Source organism: Bradyrhizobium sp. USDA 10063 (assembly GCF_054063735.1).
In genome coordinates, this window is record NZ_JBSSGP010000002.1 from 4547320 (window position 1) to 4561259 (window position 13940).

Consider the following 13940-nt stretch of genomic DNA (forward strand, 5'->3'; position numbering starts at 1 on the left):
GCAATGGGGCCGGGGCGGGTAGAGAATTTCCATCCTGCTTAGTCCCGTCACAAAGGCGACGCAAACGGAAGCTGGCCATGCATCCATGCACGCGCAGGCTATGGCCATGCGCGGGTGCGGCGCTCTCTCCAGTCGTCATTTCGGGGCGATGCGACAGCATCGAGCCCGGAATGACGGAGAGGATCACGTGAGATGACGCACCAGCGCCAGTCCGGCGAACAGGCCGGCGATCGAGAGGGCGACCGAGCCGAGTACGTAGAGAACTGCCAGCCCGAGTTCACCACGTTCGTAGAGCAGCGCGGTGTCGAGCGAGAAGGCGGAGAAGGTGGTGTAGCCACCGAGGATGCCGGTCATCAGGAACAGGCGCCACGGCTGCGATGCCTCGCCCTTGAAGGCGAGATAGCCCGCGATCAGGCCCATCACGGTCGAGCCTGTGATGTTGATGATGAAGGTGCTGTACGGAAAGTCCGCGCCGAACCGGGCGCAGGCGATATTGACGAAATGGCGCAGCATCGCGCCCAAGCCGCCACCAAAGAAGACCAGAAAATAGCTTGCTGCCGTTCCCACCACTGCCCCCGCTGGTGTGTCGCCGAGAGGAACTACACCCGCCCCTGAAAAGGGAGAGTCGACACGAATGAAATGAGCGGTGGGGAGGGGTCAGGTCTCTCTGCAGAGAGGGTGCCCGAGTGGAGAGAGCTGACCCCTCCCCGGTTCGCATTACGCTTCGCTGCCATGCGAACCGACCCTCCCCTTTCAGGGGAGGGTCGGGATGCTGTGGCATGATTGACGCTGCTGGAAAATCACGCCTTGCCGAAGAGTTCGTCGACGTAGTCCCAGTTGATGAGGTTGTCGACGAACGCCTTCAGATAATCGGGACGGCGGTTGCGGTAGTCGATGTAGTAGGAGTGCTCCCAGACGTCGACGCCCAGGATCGGGACCGCGCCATGGACCAGCGGGTTCTCGCCGTTCGGCGTCTTGGAGATCTCGAGCTTGCCGCCCTTGACCTGCAGCCAGGCCCAGCCGGAGCCGAACTGGCCGACGCCGGCGGCGGCGAAATCGGCCTTGAACTTCTCGAAGCCGCCGAGATCCTCATTGATCTTCTTCTCGAGCCGGCCCGGCAACTTGCCGCCGCCGCCATTCGGCTTCATCCACTTCCAGAAGTGAATGTGGTTGTAGTGCTGGCCGGCATTGTTGAAGACGGCCGCGTTCTTGTTGTACGAGCCCTTCACGATCTCCTCGAGGGATTTGCCCTCGAATTCAGTCCCTTTGATCGCGTTGTTGCCGTTGGTCACGTAAGCCTGATGATGCTTGTCGTGATGGTACTCCAGCGTTTCCTTCGACATGTAGGGCGCGAGGGCGTCGTGGGCGTAGGGGAGGTCGGGTAGCGTGAAAGTCATGGTGCGATGTCCAACATGATGGGAGACGACACTAACGGAGACCTCTTATAGAAGGTTCCATCACAGTTAAACACCGCATTTTCGGCGCAGGCATGCAGGCCGTGCAGGCGATCTGCAAAACGTCAGCGCAACGAACCAACTCCAAAATATTGTTGGGAATGAAATGCTTAAGATCAGCTCCCAGCGGCAGGACGCGGGCTCAGGTGCCTTTTCCCGTTCGTGCGAGTAAGATCGCGCGAACGGAATGCAAGGGCCACTCAAGTGAGCATCGAGATCGAAGTCCTCAACGGGGATGCTTCCTGGAAGACGGTGGAGCCGCTGCTTCAGGCGGTCTGGCCGCCCGAAGCAGTCGCGAAATTGCCGTGGGGCCATATCGAGTGGGCGAACGCCGACCTGCGCGTGTTGATCGAGGCGCCCGAGGGGGGTGTCGGTTGCCATGTCGGCATCCACTTCCGCACCATCATCTGGAACGGACACCAGATCCATATCGGCGGCATCGGCGGGGTTGCGACCCGCGGTGACTGCCGGCGCCGCGGCTACGCTTCGATCGCGCTCAACGCCGCGGTCGAGACCGTGCGCGCCAATGAAGCGGCCCGCTTCGTGCTGTTATTCTGCGAGCCGCACAATTTCGCGTTCTACCAGGCGCGTGGCTGGCGGCCGTTCACCGGCGAGGTCTATTGCGAGCAGCCGAACGGGCGCATCCGCTTCGAGGCGATGGCGCCGTTTGTGTTCGACATCAAGCGCGCGCCTGATACGGGCACCATCGACCTATGCGGCCTGCCATGGTGACCTCTGCATGAGGCGCCGGTAAGCCCGCCCATAACATGTCGAACGTCATCCATCGATCCTCGCGCCGGCCGTGCAGTGACGCCTGGTGCGCATCACGAACTGGGGCAAATGATCGCGCGCGAACGCGCGGAAGTGAGATTGCACAAAGCTGAATTGTTGCTATGCAGGCCTGCTTTTTTTGGGGAACGAATCATGGCTTGCAGATCAGTGCTTGTCGCCGCGATGCTGGCGGTATTACTGGCCGCACCGATGGCGCACGCGCAGGGCGCGGCCGATCCATCCGGCGTCTGGCAGACGCAGGCGGGGGACGCCCGCGTCAAGATCAGCAAATGCGGCGGCGGGATTTGCGGTGTAATCGTCTCCCTGCGCGAGCCGATCGATCCCGCGACCGGCAGGCCGCAGGTCGACAACAAGAATCCGAATCCGGCGCTCACCACCCGCCCCATTCTCGGGCTGCCGCTGTTCTCGGGCATGCGGCCGGCCGACGGCGGCAAGTGGGCCGGCCAGATCTACAACGCCGATGACGGCGGCACCTATGCGAGCAGCATTTCGCTCGCCGGCCCCGAGACGCTACGGGTCGAAGGCTGCGTCGGCGCGCTCTGCGGCGGCGAAACCTGGACGCGCGTGGGACGCTGACTCAGCGCGAGAAGCACGCATCTTCACCTCTCCCATAGGGAGAGGTCGGATCGCATGCAGCGCAGCGGAATGCGATCCGGGTGAGGGGATGTGCTCTAACGAGGGACCGTAACCCCTCACCCGACGCTTCGCGTCGACCTCTCCCTATGGGAGAGGTGAAACCCGCGGCGGCATTGGCGCTCGATCTTCAAATCAAGCCATCGTCTTCATGGCTGTCGCGGCGCTAGCGTAGCCGCCGCGGGCGCCATCGATGAAATGCACGTGGTCGCTGCGCATCGCCGACGGCGTGAAGCAGGTCATCATCGCGGCATCCTGCCGGTGCAGACCGTAACGCACGACGCCGTTGGCCGAAGCCTGCGCCAGGTGTTGGGCGAGCGCCTGCGCAAGTTCCTCGCTGCAGTCGAGGATCATCCGCAAGCCGTCGTCATATTTGCGAAAGTCGGAATTCTCGACCACCTGCCGCAGATAATCCTTCGGCACGAACTTGCCTATCGTGATGCCGAAGCGCATGACGGTGTAGGCCCACAGCGTGACGGCGAGCACCAGGACGCGCCGTGCGAACAGCGGGCCGCCGCGCTTGGTGCGCGCCTCGAACTCGAGGCCCTGCGGCGGCCAGCGCAGCGCCGGCCCGTTCGATGGCACCGGACGGCCAGCATCGGGATTCTGTTCGGCGAGCGCTATGACCTCCTCGATCGCCTTGCGGAAGGCATAGGGATCGACGCCCTTCGCCGGGACCACCAGCACCGACAGGATGACGCCGCGCGCGGAGGGGATTTCCTCGAATCGGCAGGAGAGCCCACTGAGATCGGGCTGCGTGCCCGGCGGCGCCGGCGCGACAGCAAACTCACCCCGCTTCATCGCGGCTTCCGCGAAGCCAAGCCCACCGCCGGAGAACATCGCATAAGAGAGATTGGCCGACGGCCCGAAGCGGGCGACGCGGACGTCAAAGCCTTGCGCCCGGATTTCCTTCACCGGCACCAGCGCCACGCGCATGATGAGATCGAGATCGTTCCTCACCCAGGTCGCAGTCGCTGCCAGCGCCGCGCGCGCGGCATCGAGATCGGCGGGCGCGACCGCAAAGCTTGCGCCGTCGCCGCCGAACACGAAGGGGAATTCGCGGCCCTGGAGTGCATTGGTGACGGCAGCGATCACCGCCGCTCCCGCCATGTTGACCGCTTTGTAGCGCTGTGCGGCAATCGCCTTGGTCGATTCGACGATGTCGGCGACGCCGACCGTCCAGTCGTCCGGCAATGGCGAATACAGCGACGGCTCCATCAGACGCGCAAAGCCGCGGAACACCGGGATGCCGCCGTAGAAGATCTCGCTGCCGCCTGCCGCCACCATGGACCGCTCCGCTTTCGGAGTCTGTCTAGCAGATACGCCGGGCCTTGAAATTGGTTGCGTAGCCCGGATGGAGCGAACCGCAATCCGGGCTACGAAGGGAGCGCCCGTTACGCCTTCGCCAGCCCGCGCAGCACGAACTGATTGAGACGGCCGGCGAATGCCGCAGGGTCCTCCGGCAGTTCGCCCTCGAGGATCTGGGCCTGTTCGAGCAGGAGCAGCGACAGATCCCTCGCCGCGTCCTTTTCGCGAGGGATCGCGGCGACCAGGGGATGGCGCAGATTGACCTCGAGGATCGGCTTGGTCACCGCGCCGCGGTTCTGCTGGGCGAGGAGGCGTTCCAGCATGCGGTCGCGGCCGCCGCCGACAAGGCACGACGCGCTCGAGGTCAGCCGCTGCGAGGCCCGCACATCGGCAACGCGCTCGCCGAGCGCCTCCTTGATCGCAGCGATCGTCGTGGCCTCGTCCGCCGGCGGCTTGTCCTTCTCGTCCGCTTTGTCATCGACGAGCGGGATCAGGCCGAAATCGATGTCGCCCTGGCTCAGCGACTTCAGCGGCTTGCCGCCGAAATCGATCGGCGCCGAGGTCCAGAACGCATCCACCGGATCGGTGAGCAGGAGCACCTCGACGCCACGCGCTTGCGCGGCCTCCAGCTTCGGGTTCGACTTCAGCCGCTCGACGCTGTCGCCGGTGAGATAATAGATATCGGTCTGGTTCGGCCTGATAGCCTCGACATATTGCTTGAGCGAACGGTTCTCGCCCGCGGTGGTCGTGAAGCGCGCCAGGCCCAACAGCTTCTCCCGCCGCTCGTAATCCTCCCACAGGCCTTCCTTGAGGACCGGGCCGAAGGCGTCCCAGATCTTGGCGAACGCGTCCTGCTCCTTATCCGCCAATCGTTCGAACTCGCCGATGACGCGGCCGGTCACGGCGTTACGGATCTGCGTGAGCTGCGGATTGTTCTGCAGCATCTCGCGCGAGATGTTGAGCGGCAGATCCTCGCTGTCGATCACGCCGCGGATGAAACGCAGATAGGCGGGCAGAAGATCGGCATCGTCGGCGATGAAGACGCGACGGACATAGAGCTTCACCCTGCCCTTGCGCGCCGGCTCGAACAGGTCGAACGGTTTTGTCGACGGCGCGAACAACAGCACGGCATAGGATTGCCGGCCCTCGGCGCGATAATGCAAGGTCATCGCCGGCTCGTCGAAGGCGCCGGCGATCGATTTATAGGCTTCCTTGTAATCCTCCTCCGACAGCTCCGATTTCGACCGCTGCCACAGCGCGCTGGCGGAATTGATCTGGCTTGGCTCACCCTCCTCCGGCACCAGTTCGATCGGGAACTGGATGTTGTCCGAATAGGCACGGACGATGCGTTCGATCTCATAGGTCTCGAGATATTTCGCGGCATCCTTCTTCAGATGCAGCACGATCTCGGTGCCGCGGGTGACGCGCTTGGCATCCTCCTCGCCTGCTGGCGCGATCTCGAAGCCGCTGCCGCCGGACGAGGTCCAGGTCCAGGCCTGATCGCTTCCGGCGCGGCGGCTGATCACGACGATCTTCTCGGCGACCATGAAAGCGGCATAAAAGCCAACGCCGAACTGGCCGATCAGGTTGGTGCCGTCCTTGGCCTCAGTGAGCCGCGCGAGGAACGACTTGGTGCCGGAGCGCGCGATGGTGCCGAGATTGTCGATCAGCTCCTGCCGGTCCATGCCGATGCCGCTGTCGATCACCGACAGCGTATCGGCCTTCTTGTCCGGCCTGATCCAGATTTTCGGCGGCGCCCCGTCGGCGATCAGGTCCGGCGCGGCGATCGCCTCATAACGCAGCTTGTCGCAGGCGTCGGAGGCGTTCGAGATCAGTTCGCGCAGGAAGATATCGGTCTCCGAATAGACCGAGTGCACCATCAGGTGGAGGAGCTCGGCAACCTCGGCCTGGAATGGCTGGGATTCGGGGGTGGTGGTGGTCATGGCAAATCGCTTGGCTGACAGGTCGACGAAACGGTGGGAAAGCCCTGATATAGCAATGTCGCTTCGGGCGGCAAGGGACCTCTGCGCTGGAATGGTGAAGATTAAGATTTGTGCTTTATAGCCACGTCATCCGGCGATGGCAGCGAGATAGCGCGCGACGGACGCATCGAACGCCGCCTTCGCGTCGTGCTCGACGTTGCGCCCCCACCAGGCGCCATAGATGCGGTCGAACGCAAGCGGCGCGATCGCTCCCGCGATCCGGCGCACCGCTACTGCGTTCAGCGGCGTGTAGTTCGGATAGGAGTACATGAAGCTGACGTGACGGCGATCCATCGCCACGGTGGCGATATCACCGGTCAGAAGCACACCGCGCCCGCCCGAGCCGGCGCGCCAATGCAGCACCGTTGCGCCGGCAAAATGTCCGCCGGTTCGGATCATCAAGAGGTCGTCGGAGATCGCAAGCGTGTCCCCTTGCCACGGCACGATCGACGGATGTGGCCGCGTGATCCATCGCGCATCGTCCTCATGCAGATAGACCGGCGCATTGCCGAAGGCTTCGCTCCAGTCGGCGAGCGCGCCGTAATAGTGCGGATGCGACACTGCAATCGCCTTCAGCCCGCCGCGTGACCTGACATGATCGATCGCCTCGCGCGTCGCGAGCGGGATGCAGTCCCACATCACAAGCGCGTCGCCATCCGGCACCAGCAGCGCACGCTGACCGATCGCAAAGCCGGGCTCGAGCGCGATGCCCGTGAGCTCAAGATCGTCGCGCCAAACGACACGGTGGCGCTTCGCCAGCTCCTCGCGGCTGAGCCAAACCTGCCCGTTCCAGTTCACGAATTGCCGCTCGTCCTCGCAGGTCGGGCAGGACGCAGGCGGCCTGTCGCTGTCGGGAAACTGCGCACCGCATTGTTCGCACGTCCAGAAGGGCATGGTTGTTACTCCATTTGCAGACGCAACGCAGCATGCAATGGAAGCCGACCAGTTTCTAGACCGTGCGTATATCCACTTCCCCGCTGCGTCCATCCTACAGGATCTGAAGCACCCTTAGAGCGCACCAAAACAAAAGCCCGCCGGAGGCGGGCTTTCACGATGATCAATCGAGAACCGTCAGTGCTTGGAGCCGAGGCTGACGATGACGCCGGTCGGCTCGGGCTCGTGAGGCATCAAATTCGTCAGGGTGTCGTCGCTCCAATGGGCGAGGTTCACGATCTTGCCGATCTGTGTGTCCGTCTCCGTGGATTCGCTGGGCTCGAGGACGTTGAGCCCGTTGGTGTCGAGGAAGTAGGTGTGATCACCGAACAAGCGGTTCAATTGGGCGACCGCCGGATGATCGTCGGGTAGGCAGTGGGCATCGAATTGGCTCAAGGCCCGCTCGACCTGCGCTGAGTTCAGTTTCATGTTCCTCGCTCCTCTGGATTGGAGGGTTGCACCGCGCAACGGCCTAAGCCGCACGCGGCCGCCTGCATTCGCGGGACAGCGATCCCGCCAACACGACGACGCGCTGGAGCTTCGCTTGTGCCGCCGCTGGATGATTTTCTTAGAATTGCCATCCTGTCGCCGGCTCTTCGTCAAAGACGCCCCTGATCGAGCCGCGCTTCAACGAACGTGAAGTGCGGGACATTGGGTCCGAGTTCACCTATTCAAGCCCCTCGCACACATTAAATTCGCGAGTTCCTTAAGGTTCAGTCCTCGGGAACAGGATGCAACCTTGCCAATTCGTCGAGCGGAAGCTCCGCTTCGCGTTCCGTCAGCGCGAATCGCACGATTACGTCCTGGCGGCTGACCTGCCCCCAAAGCCCTTCCGAAGACCACTTTTGGGGCACGGGTCCGCGCGGACCTTCGATCCAGACGAAGTACCACTGCTGCGGCATGACAAGCGTCTCGCCTGAAGCGATGCGCAATTATAGCGCGTTCCGTTGCAGGATCGAACCCAGCGCTTGATCGGGGCGGCTACCGGATTGTGGCGTGGTCCGCCTCACATGAGCAGCCGCGCGAGGTAAGCCAGACCGCCGACGAGCCCGATCAGCCCAATGGTGATGCAGATCACGATCAGTCCGGCCTGCTCAAACACACGGTCGCGCATGGTCGCAAAGCTCCTGCTCAATGCGAAACCCGCAACACGGTCAGCGCTCGCGTTCGGCTATCCGGCGTTTGGAATTCGATGGTCTGGCCGACTGACAGGCCGATCAGCGCGGCACCGACCGGAGTCAGCACCGAAATGCGCTTGCGTGAGATGTCAGCTTCGTGCGGATAGACCAGCACCACCTCCCTCGCCTCGCCGGTGCTATCGTCACGATAGCCGACCTCTGAGCCCATCCGGACCACGTCTTTCAAATCGGCGTCGTCAGGAGCGATGCTCGCACGCTCCATCTCGCGCGCAAGGAAGTGTGCCACGCGCGGAAAACGCTCCATGCTGGAGTTCGCAAGTCCGCTCAACCGACGCTTCTCCTCCGTCGTCACCAGGATCGGCGGCAGATCGGATTCGGTCTTCTCGCTCATTGCTGTCACCTTGGGGTTCAGGCCGCGGTCGAACCAGCGGCACGCTGCTTCTGTTCAACGCAAATCAGGCTCCTGCGCGGAAGCCGTAAATTCAGATTGTAGATGAGAACAGACTCCGGACGGCTCGATGGCCGGCCGGCTAAGTGCCTGCGTGCAGGCGGCCAGCGTGCAGACAGAACCGCGCAATGCGTGGATCGATGTCGAAGGCATAAGTCATAATGACTCAGAATAGCCCCGCATGACGCCGCCGCCATTGCGGCGAAAGCGCGCACTGGAACAACGATCCCGGCGCAAACGCTTCGGGTTTGTCGCGAGCGAAAACTGGATCGCTAGTTGGTGCTGAAGCGCACCGGCGCCGTGATGGTCCGCTGCGCGCCGGGGGGCGGGGCCGGAACGGGTGATGCACGGCGCACGAGCGAAAGCACTTCCTGGTCGAGCTCAGAAAAGCCGGATGAGCGTGCGAGGCTTGCCGATTGCACATTGCCGGCATCGTCGATGGCGAACCGTACATAAACGGTGCCGCGCTCCCCGCGCGAGCGCGCGCCGGAGGGATAGCGCTTGTTTCGTTCCAGATGCGCCATGAGGCGCGACTGCCAATTCGCCGGCGACAAGGAAGACACGCCGGATGCGGTCTGCGCGGCGGCCGTACGCTCCGATTGGCGAACCTGTGCCTGCGCCTGGAGTGCGGCCTTGGCTTCGGCGGAAGCCTGCTGCTTACGCGGCCTGGGCTTCTCTTTCGGTTTTTGCTTCTCGGGTTGAACAGCCGGAAGCTGCACTTCGACCTTTTCCAGCGGCGCGATCTTCTCCTCGATCACCTTCTCCTCGATCGGCTTGGTCACGTCCGGTTCGGCGACCTGTTCGGGTACTTTATCGTCTGCTTTCTGTTCCAGTTGGGCGACCGATTGTTCGACCGAGAATTGATCTGGTGCAATCTCGCTCATTTCCGTCATGACCGCTTCCGGCGCATCGGCGATCTCGATCATGATGGCGGCTGGAGGCGCGTTGTCGGCGGCAATGACTGGCTCGGAACGAAGGATCCAGGCAGCCGCGCCGACATGAATTCCGATTGTGACCAGGGCCGCGATGATCCAAAGAGCGGTCTCGGCGATCTTCGTCCGGCGGGTGACAAAGCTGTTCATGTCGATCACCGCGCCTCCGGCGCAGGTGACGGCCTCTCACCCATGCGGGCATCACCGGGGGGCATCGTCTCAAGCCCCACCAGTGCGATCTTGAGATAGCCGGCCGTGCGCAGGAGATTCATCAGTTCCATGAGATGCTGGTAGTCGACCGTCTTGTCGGCGCGCAGAAATATCCGCGTCTCCTTGTCGCCTTTCGCGAAGGCATCGAGCGCCGCGTTCAGCCCGTCCCGCGTCACCGGATCGTTGCCGAGGCTGAGGGTGAGATCGTCCTTCAGCGTCAGAAAGATCGGCTTGTCGGGACGCGGCGCCGGTTGCGCCGTCGACGCCGGCAGGTCGACATTGATGTCCACTGTCGCCAGCGGTGCCGCGACCATGAAGATGATGAGCAGCACCAGCATGACGTCGATGAAGGGCGTGACGTTGATCTCGTGGTTGTCCTCGAGATCGTCACCGAAGCGCTCGCGGATGCCGCCGGCCATGGCGCATCACTCCGCCGCAACCGCGCGCGTCGCAGCCTTGACGTTCGCGGGCACCTTGCGGAAGTCGAGATCGCGGCTGACGAGGCGTTCGACGCCCGCCGCCGCATCGGCGAGCAGTTGCCGATAGCCGGTGATCGCGCGGGCAAACACGTTGTAGATGATGACGGCCGGGATGGCCGCGACCAGCCCGATTGCGGTTGCCAGCAGGGCCTCGGCAATGCCGGGGGCGACCACGGCAAGATTGGTGGTCTGCGACTGCGAGATGCCGATGAAGGCATTCATGATTCCCCACACCGTCCCGAACAGACCGACAAACGGCGCCGTCGCGCCGATGGTCGCGAGCAGTCCCGTGCCCCTCGTCAAGCGCCGCCCGGCCTGCGCCTCGATGCGGGTCAGACGGGACACGACACGCTCCTTGACGCCGCCATCCCCGGCAAAAGCGAGTGCCGCAGCCGATTGATGCAATTCCTCGCCGGCGGATCGCACCATGAAGGCGGCAGGCCCACCGCGATTGGCAAGGACCCGGTCCGCCTGATCCAGGGTTGGAGCCGACACGATGGCATCAAGCGCCTGCTTGGCCCTGGCCCGCGCGCAGGCGATCTCCACGGTCTTGCCGAGCCATACCGTCCACGTCACCAGCGACGCAAGGGCAAGGCCGATCATCACCGCCTTGACCACCCAGTCGGCCGCCGTGAACATGCCCCAGGGAGACAGGTTATACGGCAGGTCCACGCGTCGTTGGCCGTCGGATCGCGGCGACGTTGCAGCGGCATCACCGGCGGATGTCATCTCAGGAGTGGATGGTCTAGCACCGTCGGCGGAATCGCCCGCCGGAGCAACAACATCGACGCTCGAGCCAGGCGCAGGCTCTTGAGCGAGACCGGGCAACGTTCCGACGAACAATACAACCGCAAGCAGAAGCGCGACAATCATCCAGAACTGTCTCGAGGACCGCATCATTTTCCGTCCTCTAGAACTTGACATTGAACGAAACCGTCGCGGTCCGGCCCGGCATTGCGTAATAGTCGGCACCGAGCGCCGAGATGTAGGCGACATCAGTCAGGTTGGTGATGTTGAAGCGCAGCTTGGTTGTATCGTTGACGGCAAATGACCCGTAAAGATCATAAAGCGTATAGGCGGCCAGCTTGTAATTGTTCTGCAGCGTACCGACGGTCGGAGCGGTGTCCCCGACATGCGTCATGCGACCGCCGATGGTCAGCTTCTCGTCGAACAGGCGCACGCCGCCGTCGACCGCCACCCGGATCTCGGGCTGCACGAACAGGACAGTTGTCTCAGGACCAAGGGATGCATTCGCGCCATTGAAGATGTAAGTCTTGGCCCAATCGGCATGATTGTAGGTGAAGGTACCGCCGATATACCAGGACCGTGCGTCGTAATTGGCCTCGACTTCGACGCCCCGCATGCGCGTCGTGCCGTTCAGATTCACGAAGGATGTATAGACCCTGTTTGCCTCCTCGTTCTGCGTTCGCCCAATGGCGATGTAGTCTTCGATCTCACGATAGAATCCGACAACCTTGAAGCGGATGCTGTCTCTTTCCGAGAAAATGTGGTCGGCGGATATGTTCGCGCCAAGTTCGTAAGTGTCGCCGCGCTCGGGCATCAGGTTCGGGTTCGGCGCATAGCCGTTGATGATGCCGGAGTGACCGCTGTTGAGGAAGGATTCCATGATCGTCGGGGGCCGGAAGCTCTTCGAGTATTTGACGAAGGGCTGAAGCCACTCCACAGGCTTCACAGCGACCGTGAAGGTCGGCAGGAAAGCCCCCTCCGACCGGTTCACGTCGACATCGTAGCGCTGGTAGTACCATGGGCCGTAGATAGTTTCCGTCCAGCCCGGTGTTCCAGGGACGCAAAAGGTGGGAGGAAACGGCGGCGGCAAGCACCGAGGAGGGGTCCCGGGATGGTTGATGACATCAACGATGTCCCTCGTCCTGTTGCCATAGATCGAGGTGCTTCCCGAGATCCTGTACCAGTCGTATCTCATCCCACCGGCGACCGTCAGCCAGTTATCATGCTCCAGCTTTCCATTGAGGAAGCCGCCTGCGACATCGCGCTTGCCGCTCGGATTGCCGCCTGAAAACGCGTTGGTGAATTCCTGTCCATCAACGACCTGGGACGGCACAATCGTCTTTCCGTCGTCACGGAACGCCTCGGCGCCATAGTTCACGGATACCAGGCCAAGCGATGTGTCGAAGCGGCTGGTATTTTCGAGGCTTCCGCCAATAGTGGCCAGCTTGAAATTTTGCGGAGTTCCGAAGCCGCTGCCGATGATGACGTTATCGGGCACGTCGTGAAGGACGTCGAGCGCCGTATTCTTGGTATGGTTGTAGTAGAAGCGCGACTTCATATCGATCAGTTCACCATCGGGCTTCCAGTCGAAGGAAGCCGTCACGGTGTTGTTCACGACCGATTGTTGCGTTTCGCTCAGTCCGCCCTTCAAGACCAGGTTGTCGTAGTTTCCAGTGCTGAAATCGGAATTGTTGCGCACCCAGCCGAGCGTGAGCTTCGCGTCATCGGTGACGTTGGCCTCCGCCTTCAGGATCGTGGAAAGAACCTCCTGTCCGGAAAACAGCATCGTATTTCCGGTGTAGGTGGTGCCGAGATCGATGGTGCCGTTCTTTCCGACCTGGTAGGGACCGATGTCCTTGTGGCTGATGCCGGCGAGAATGGAGAAGTTGTCGGAGATCCGTGCGGCCGCCGATGCAGAGCCGTCGAACCTGAAGCCATTCGTTCCCGTTGCAGCATTGATCTCGCCGCCCCATTTCTGACCCGGCTTGATCAGGTCATCGGCAACGATGGTGCGGAAATTGACGAAGCCGCCCAGCGTGCCGAGACTGCCGACGCCGGACGTGCTGCTCTTCTCGACCTCGACCGCTCGCACGAAAGCCGTATCGACATAGGTGCGCTGTGTCGTGCCATGACCATTGCGCTGAAAATTCTGCCGGGCGCCGTCGATCATCATGCCGATGCGATCCTGGTCCTGAAGACCGCGAATGTTGACGGCAATGCCGGGGTTCTGCGCCTCCGAGCGATTGGCATAGACACCCGCCACGTTGTCGAGCAGGTCGCGCGCATTGCGGCTTGGATTGCCCTCGATCGCCTCGCGCGAGATCACGCTGACCGCGGCGGGCGTCTCGTAGACCCAATCGGGCGTGCCCTGATAACCGGACCCGGAAGCCGCGCTGCGATCGCCCTTGCCGCTCACCTCAATCGTGTCGAGAACGAGCGAGCCGTCGTTCACGGGAGGCTGATCGGCACTCGCCGCAGCAGGATCAATCAGTGCAGCACTCGCCGGCCCCGTCATGCGGATGCTGACGCCGGTGCCCGCCAGCATGGTCTGCAACGCCTGCCCCGGCGACATGACGCCGGCAACCGCGCGCGTCGTGGTGGATCGCGCAAGCTGCGACGAATAGCCGACCTGCCAACCCGTCGCCCGGCTGAAGGCGTCGATTGCCGACGACAGATTCTGCGCGGGAATGGAGAAGCGAACGTCTTGAGCGGCGACGGAACGCGACACGTCCTGCGCGACCGCAGCGGGAGGCGCGACAACGATACCGCAGCCTAGAATCGTTGAACCCAGAAGCCAGGAATAAAGCCGCCAGCCCGGCATCAGCCTGTCGACACGCAAGCTGTCGCGGCCTGCCGTTTCCTTCTTTCTCTCCATCCACCCGC

14 protein-coding genes are annotated in these 13940 nt (G+C 62.7%); 2 read left to right on the forward strand and 12 right to left on the reverse strand.

Translation table 11 applies throughout. The annotated features are described in order from the left end of the window. Nucleotides 1-183: 183 nt before the first annotated feature. Nucleotides 184-567, reverse strand: coding sequence for a fluoride efflux transporter CrcB (gene crcB, locus ACVJGD_RS23545; RefSeq protein ID WP_456636550.1), 384 nt, complete (start codon nucleotides 565-567; stop codon nucleotides 184-186). Nucleotides 568-800: 233 nt separating this feature from the next. After that, a complete protein-coding gene (locus ACVJGD_RS23550) occupies nucleotides 801-1397 on the reverse strand; it encodes a superoxide dismutase (protein ID WP_456636551.1) in 597 nt (198 codons plus the stop codon). A gap of 261 nt (nucleotides 1398-1658) precedes the next feature. Here ACVJGD_RS23550 and ACVJGD_RS23555 point away from each other — a divergent pair, with 261 nt between their 5' ends. Together ACVJGD_RS23555 and ACVJGD_RS23560 are read left to right on the forward strand one after the other, a co-directional pair. Further along, a complete protein-coding gene (locus tag ACVJGD_RS23555) occupies nucleotides 1659-2186 on the forward strand; it encodes a GNAT family N-acetyltransferase (protein WP_456636552.1) in 528 nt (175 codons plus the stop codon). A 192-nt stretch (nucleotides 2187-2378) separates the two neighbouring features. Then, nucleotides 2379-2822, forward strand: a complete 444-nt coding sequence (locus tag ACVJGD_RS23560; RefSeq protein ID WP_456636553.1) for a DUF2147 domain-containing protein — start codon at nucleotides 2379-2381, stop codon at nucleotides 2820-2822. Nucleotides 2823-3014: 192 nt separating this feature from the next. Here ACVJGD_RS23560 and ACVJGD_RS23565 read toward each other — a convergent pair whose 3' ends face one another. The 10 genes from ACVJGD_RS23565 to ACVJGD_RS23610 form a co-directional block, all read right to left on the reverse strand. After that, nucleotides 3015-4166, reverse strand: coding sequence for a DUF3095 domain-containing protein (locus ACVJGD_RS23565; protein ID WP_456636554.1), 1152 nt, complete (start codon nucleotides 4164-4166; stop codon nucleotides 3015-3017). A 107-nt stretch (nucleotides 4167-4273) separates the two neighbouring features. Continuing rightward, entirely contained in the window at nucleotides 4274-6130 is a 1857-nt protein-coding gene (htpG, locus tag ACVJGD_RS23570) for a molecular chaperone HtpG (RefSeq protein WP_456636555.1), read from the reverse strand. A gap of 126 nt (nucleotides 6131-6256) precedes the next feature. After that, on the reverse strand, nucleotides 6257-7063 hold the full coding sequence (locus tag ACVJGD_RS23575) for an MBL fold metallo-hydrolase (protein ID WP_456636556.1): 807 nt from the start codon (nucleotides 7061-7063) through the stop codon (nucleotides 6257-6259). 177 nt (nucleotides 7064-7240) lie between these two features. Then, a complete protein-coding gene (locus ACVJGD_RS23580; protein ID WP_454616755.1) occupies nucleotides 7241-7531 on the reverse strand; it encodes a hypothetical protein in 291 nt (96 codons plus the stop codon). 284 nt (nucleotides 7532-7815) lie between these two features. Beyond that, nucleotides 7816-8004 (reverse strand): hypothetical protein, encoded by a 189-nt coding sequence (locus ACVJGD_RS23585; protein ID WP_456636557.1) that lies wholly within the window; start codon nucleotides 8002-8004, stop codon nucleotides 7816-7818. Nucleotides 8005-8233: 229 nt separating this feature from the next. After that, nucleotides 8234-8632: a nucleoside diphosphate kinase regulator gene (gene rnk, locus ACVJGD_RS23590; RefSeq protein ID WP_456636558.1), complete on the reverse strand. Its 399-nt coding sequence runs from the start codon at nucleotides 8630-8632 to the stop codon at nucleotides 8234-8236. Between the two features lie 329 nt (nucleotides 8633-8961). Then, the gene (locus ACVJGD_RS23595; RefSeq protein ID WP_456636559.1) at nucleotides 8962-9615 is read right to left on the reverse strand and encodes a TonB family protein; all 654 of its coding nucleotides are present in this window, start codon (nucleotides 9613-9615) and stop codon (nucleotides 8962-8964) included. Nucleotides 9616-9776: 161 nt separating this feature from the next. Continuing rightward, nucleotides 9777-10250 carry a TonB system transport protein ExbD gene (gene exbD, locus ACVJGD_RS23600; protein ID WP_456636560.1) on the reverse strand — a complete coding sequence of 158 codons (474 nt, stop codon included), beginning with the start codon at nucleotides 10248-10250 and terminating at the stop codon, nucleotides 9777-9779. Between the two features lie 6 nt (nucleotides 10251-10256). After that, entirely contained in the window at nucleotides 10257-11234 is a 978-nt protein-coding gene (gene exbB / locus ACVJGD_RS23605) for a tonB-system energizer ExbB (protein ID WP_456636561.1), read from the reverse strand. Then, a complete protein-coding gene (locus tag ACVJGD_RS23610; protein WP_456636562.1) occupies nucleotides 11221-13932 on the reverse strand; it encodes a TonB-dependent hemoglobin/transferrin/lactoferrin family receptor in 2712 nt (903 codons plus the stop codon). The genes exbB and ACVJGD_RS23610 overlap by 14 nt, the downstream gene beginning before the upstream one ends. Between the last annotated feature and the right edge of the window lie 8 nt (nucleotides 13933-13940).

Coding starts and splice junctions, on each gene's coding strand:
- ACVJGD_RS23550 (WP_456636551.1), bottom strand. CDS start 1,397: ATGACTTTCACGCTACCCGACCTCCCCTACGCCCACGACGCCCTCGCG.
- ACVJGD_RS23560 (WP_456636553.1), top strand. CDS start 2,379: ATGGCTTGCAGATCAGTGCTTGTCGCCGCGATGCTGGCGGTATTACTG.
- ACVJGD_RS23565 (WP_456636554.1), bottom strand. CDS start 4,166: ATGGTGGCGGCAGGCGGCAGCGAGATCTTCTACGGCGGCATCCCGGTG.
- htpG (WP_456636555.1), bottom strand. CDS start 6,130: ATGACCACCACCACCCCCGAATCCCAGCCATTCCAGGCCGAGGTTGCC.
- ACVJGD_RS23575 (WP_456636556.1), bottom strand. CDS start 7,063: ATGCCCTTCTGGACGTGCGAACAATGCGGTGCGCAGTTTCCCGACAGC.
- ACVJGD_RS23580 (WP_454616755.1), bottom strand. CDS start 7,531: ATGAAACTGAACTCAGCGCAGGTCGAGCGGGCCTTGAGCCAATTCGAT.
- ACVJGD_RS23585 (WP_456636557.1), bottom strand. CDS start 8,004: ATGCCGCAGCAGTGGTACTTCGTCTGGATCGAAGGTCCGCGCGGACCC.
- rnk (WP_456636558.1), bottom strand. CDS start 8,632: ATGAGCGAGAAGACCGAATCCGATCTGCCGCCGATCCTGGTGACGACG.
- ACVJGD_RS23595 (WP_456636559.1), bottom strand. CDS start 9,615: ATGATCGAGATCGCCGATGCGCCGGAAGCGGTCATGACGGAAATGAGC.
- exbD (WP_456636560.1), bottom strand. CDS start 10,250: ATGGCCGGCGGCATCCGCGAGCGCTTCGGTGACGATCTCGAGGACAAC.
- exbB (WP_456636561.1), bottom strand. CDS start 11,234: ATGTCAAGTTCTAGAGGACGGAAAATGATGCGGTCCTCGAGACAGTTC.
- ACVJGD_RS23610 (WP_456636562.1), bottom strand. CDS start 13,932: ATGGAGAGAAAGAAGGAAACGGCAGGCCGCGACAGCTTGCGTGTCGAC.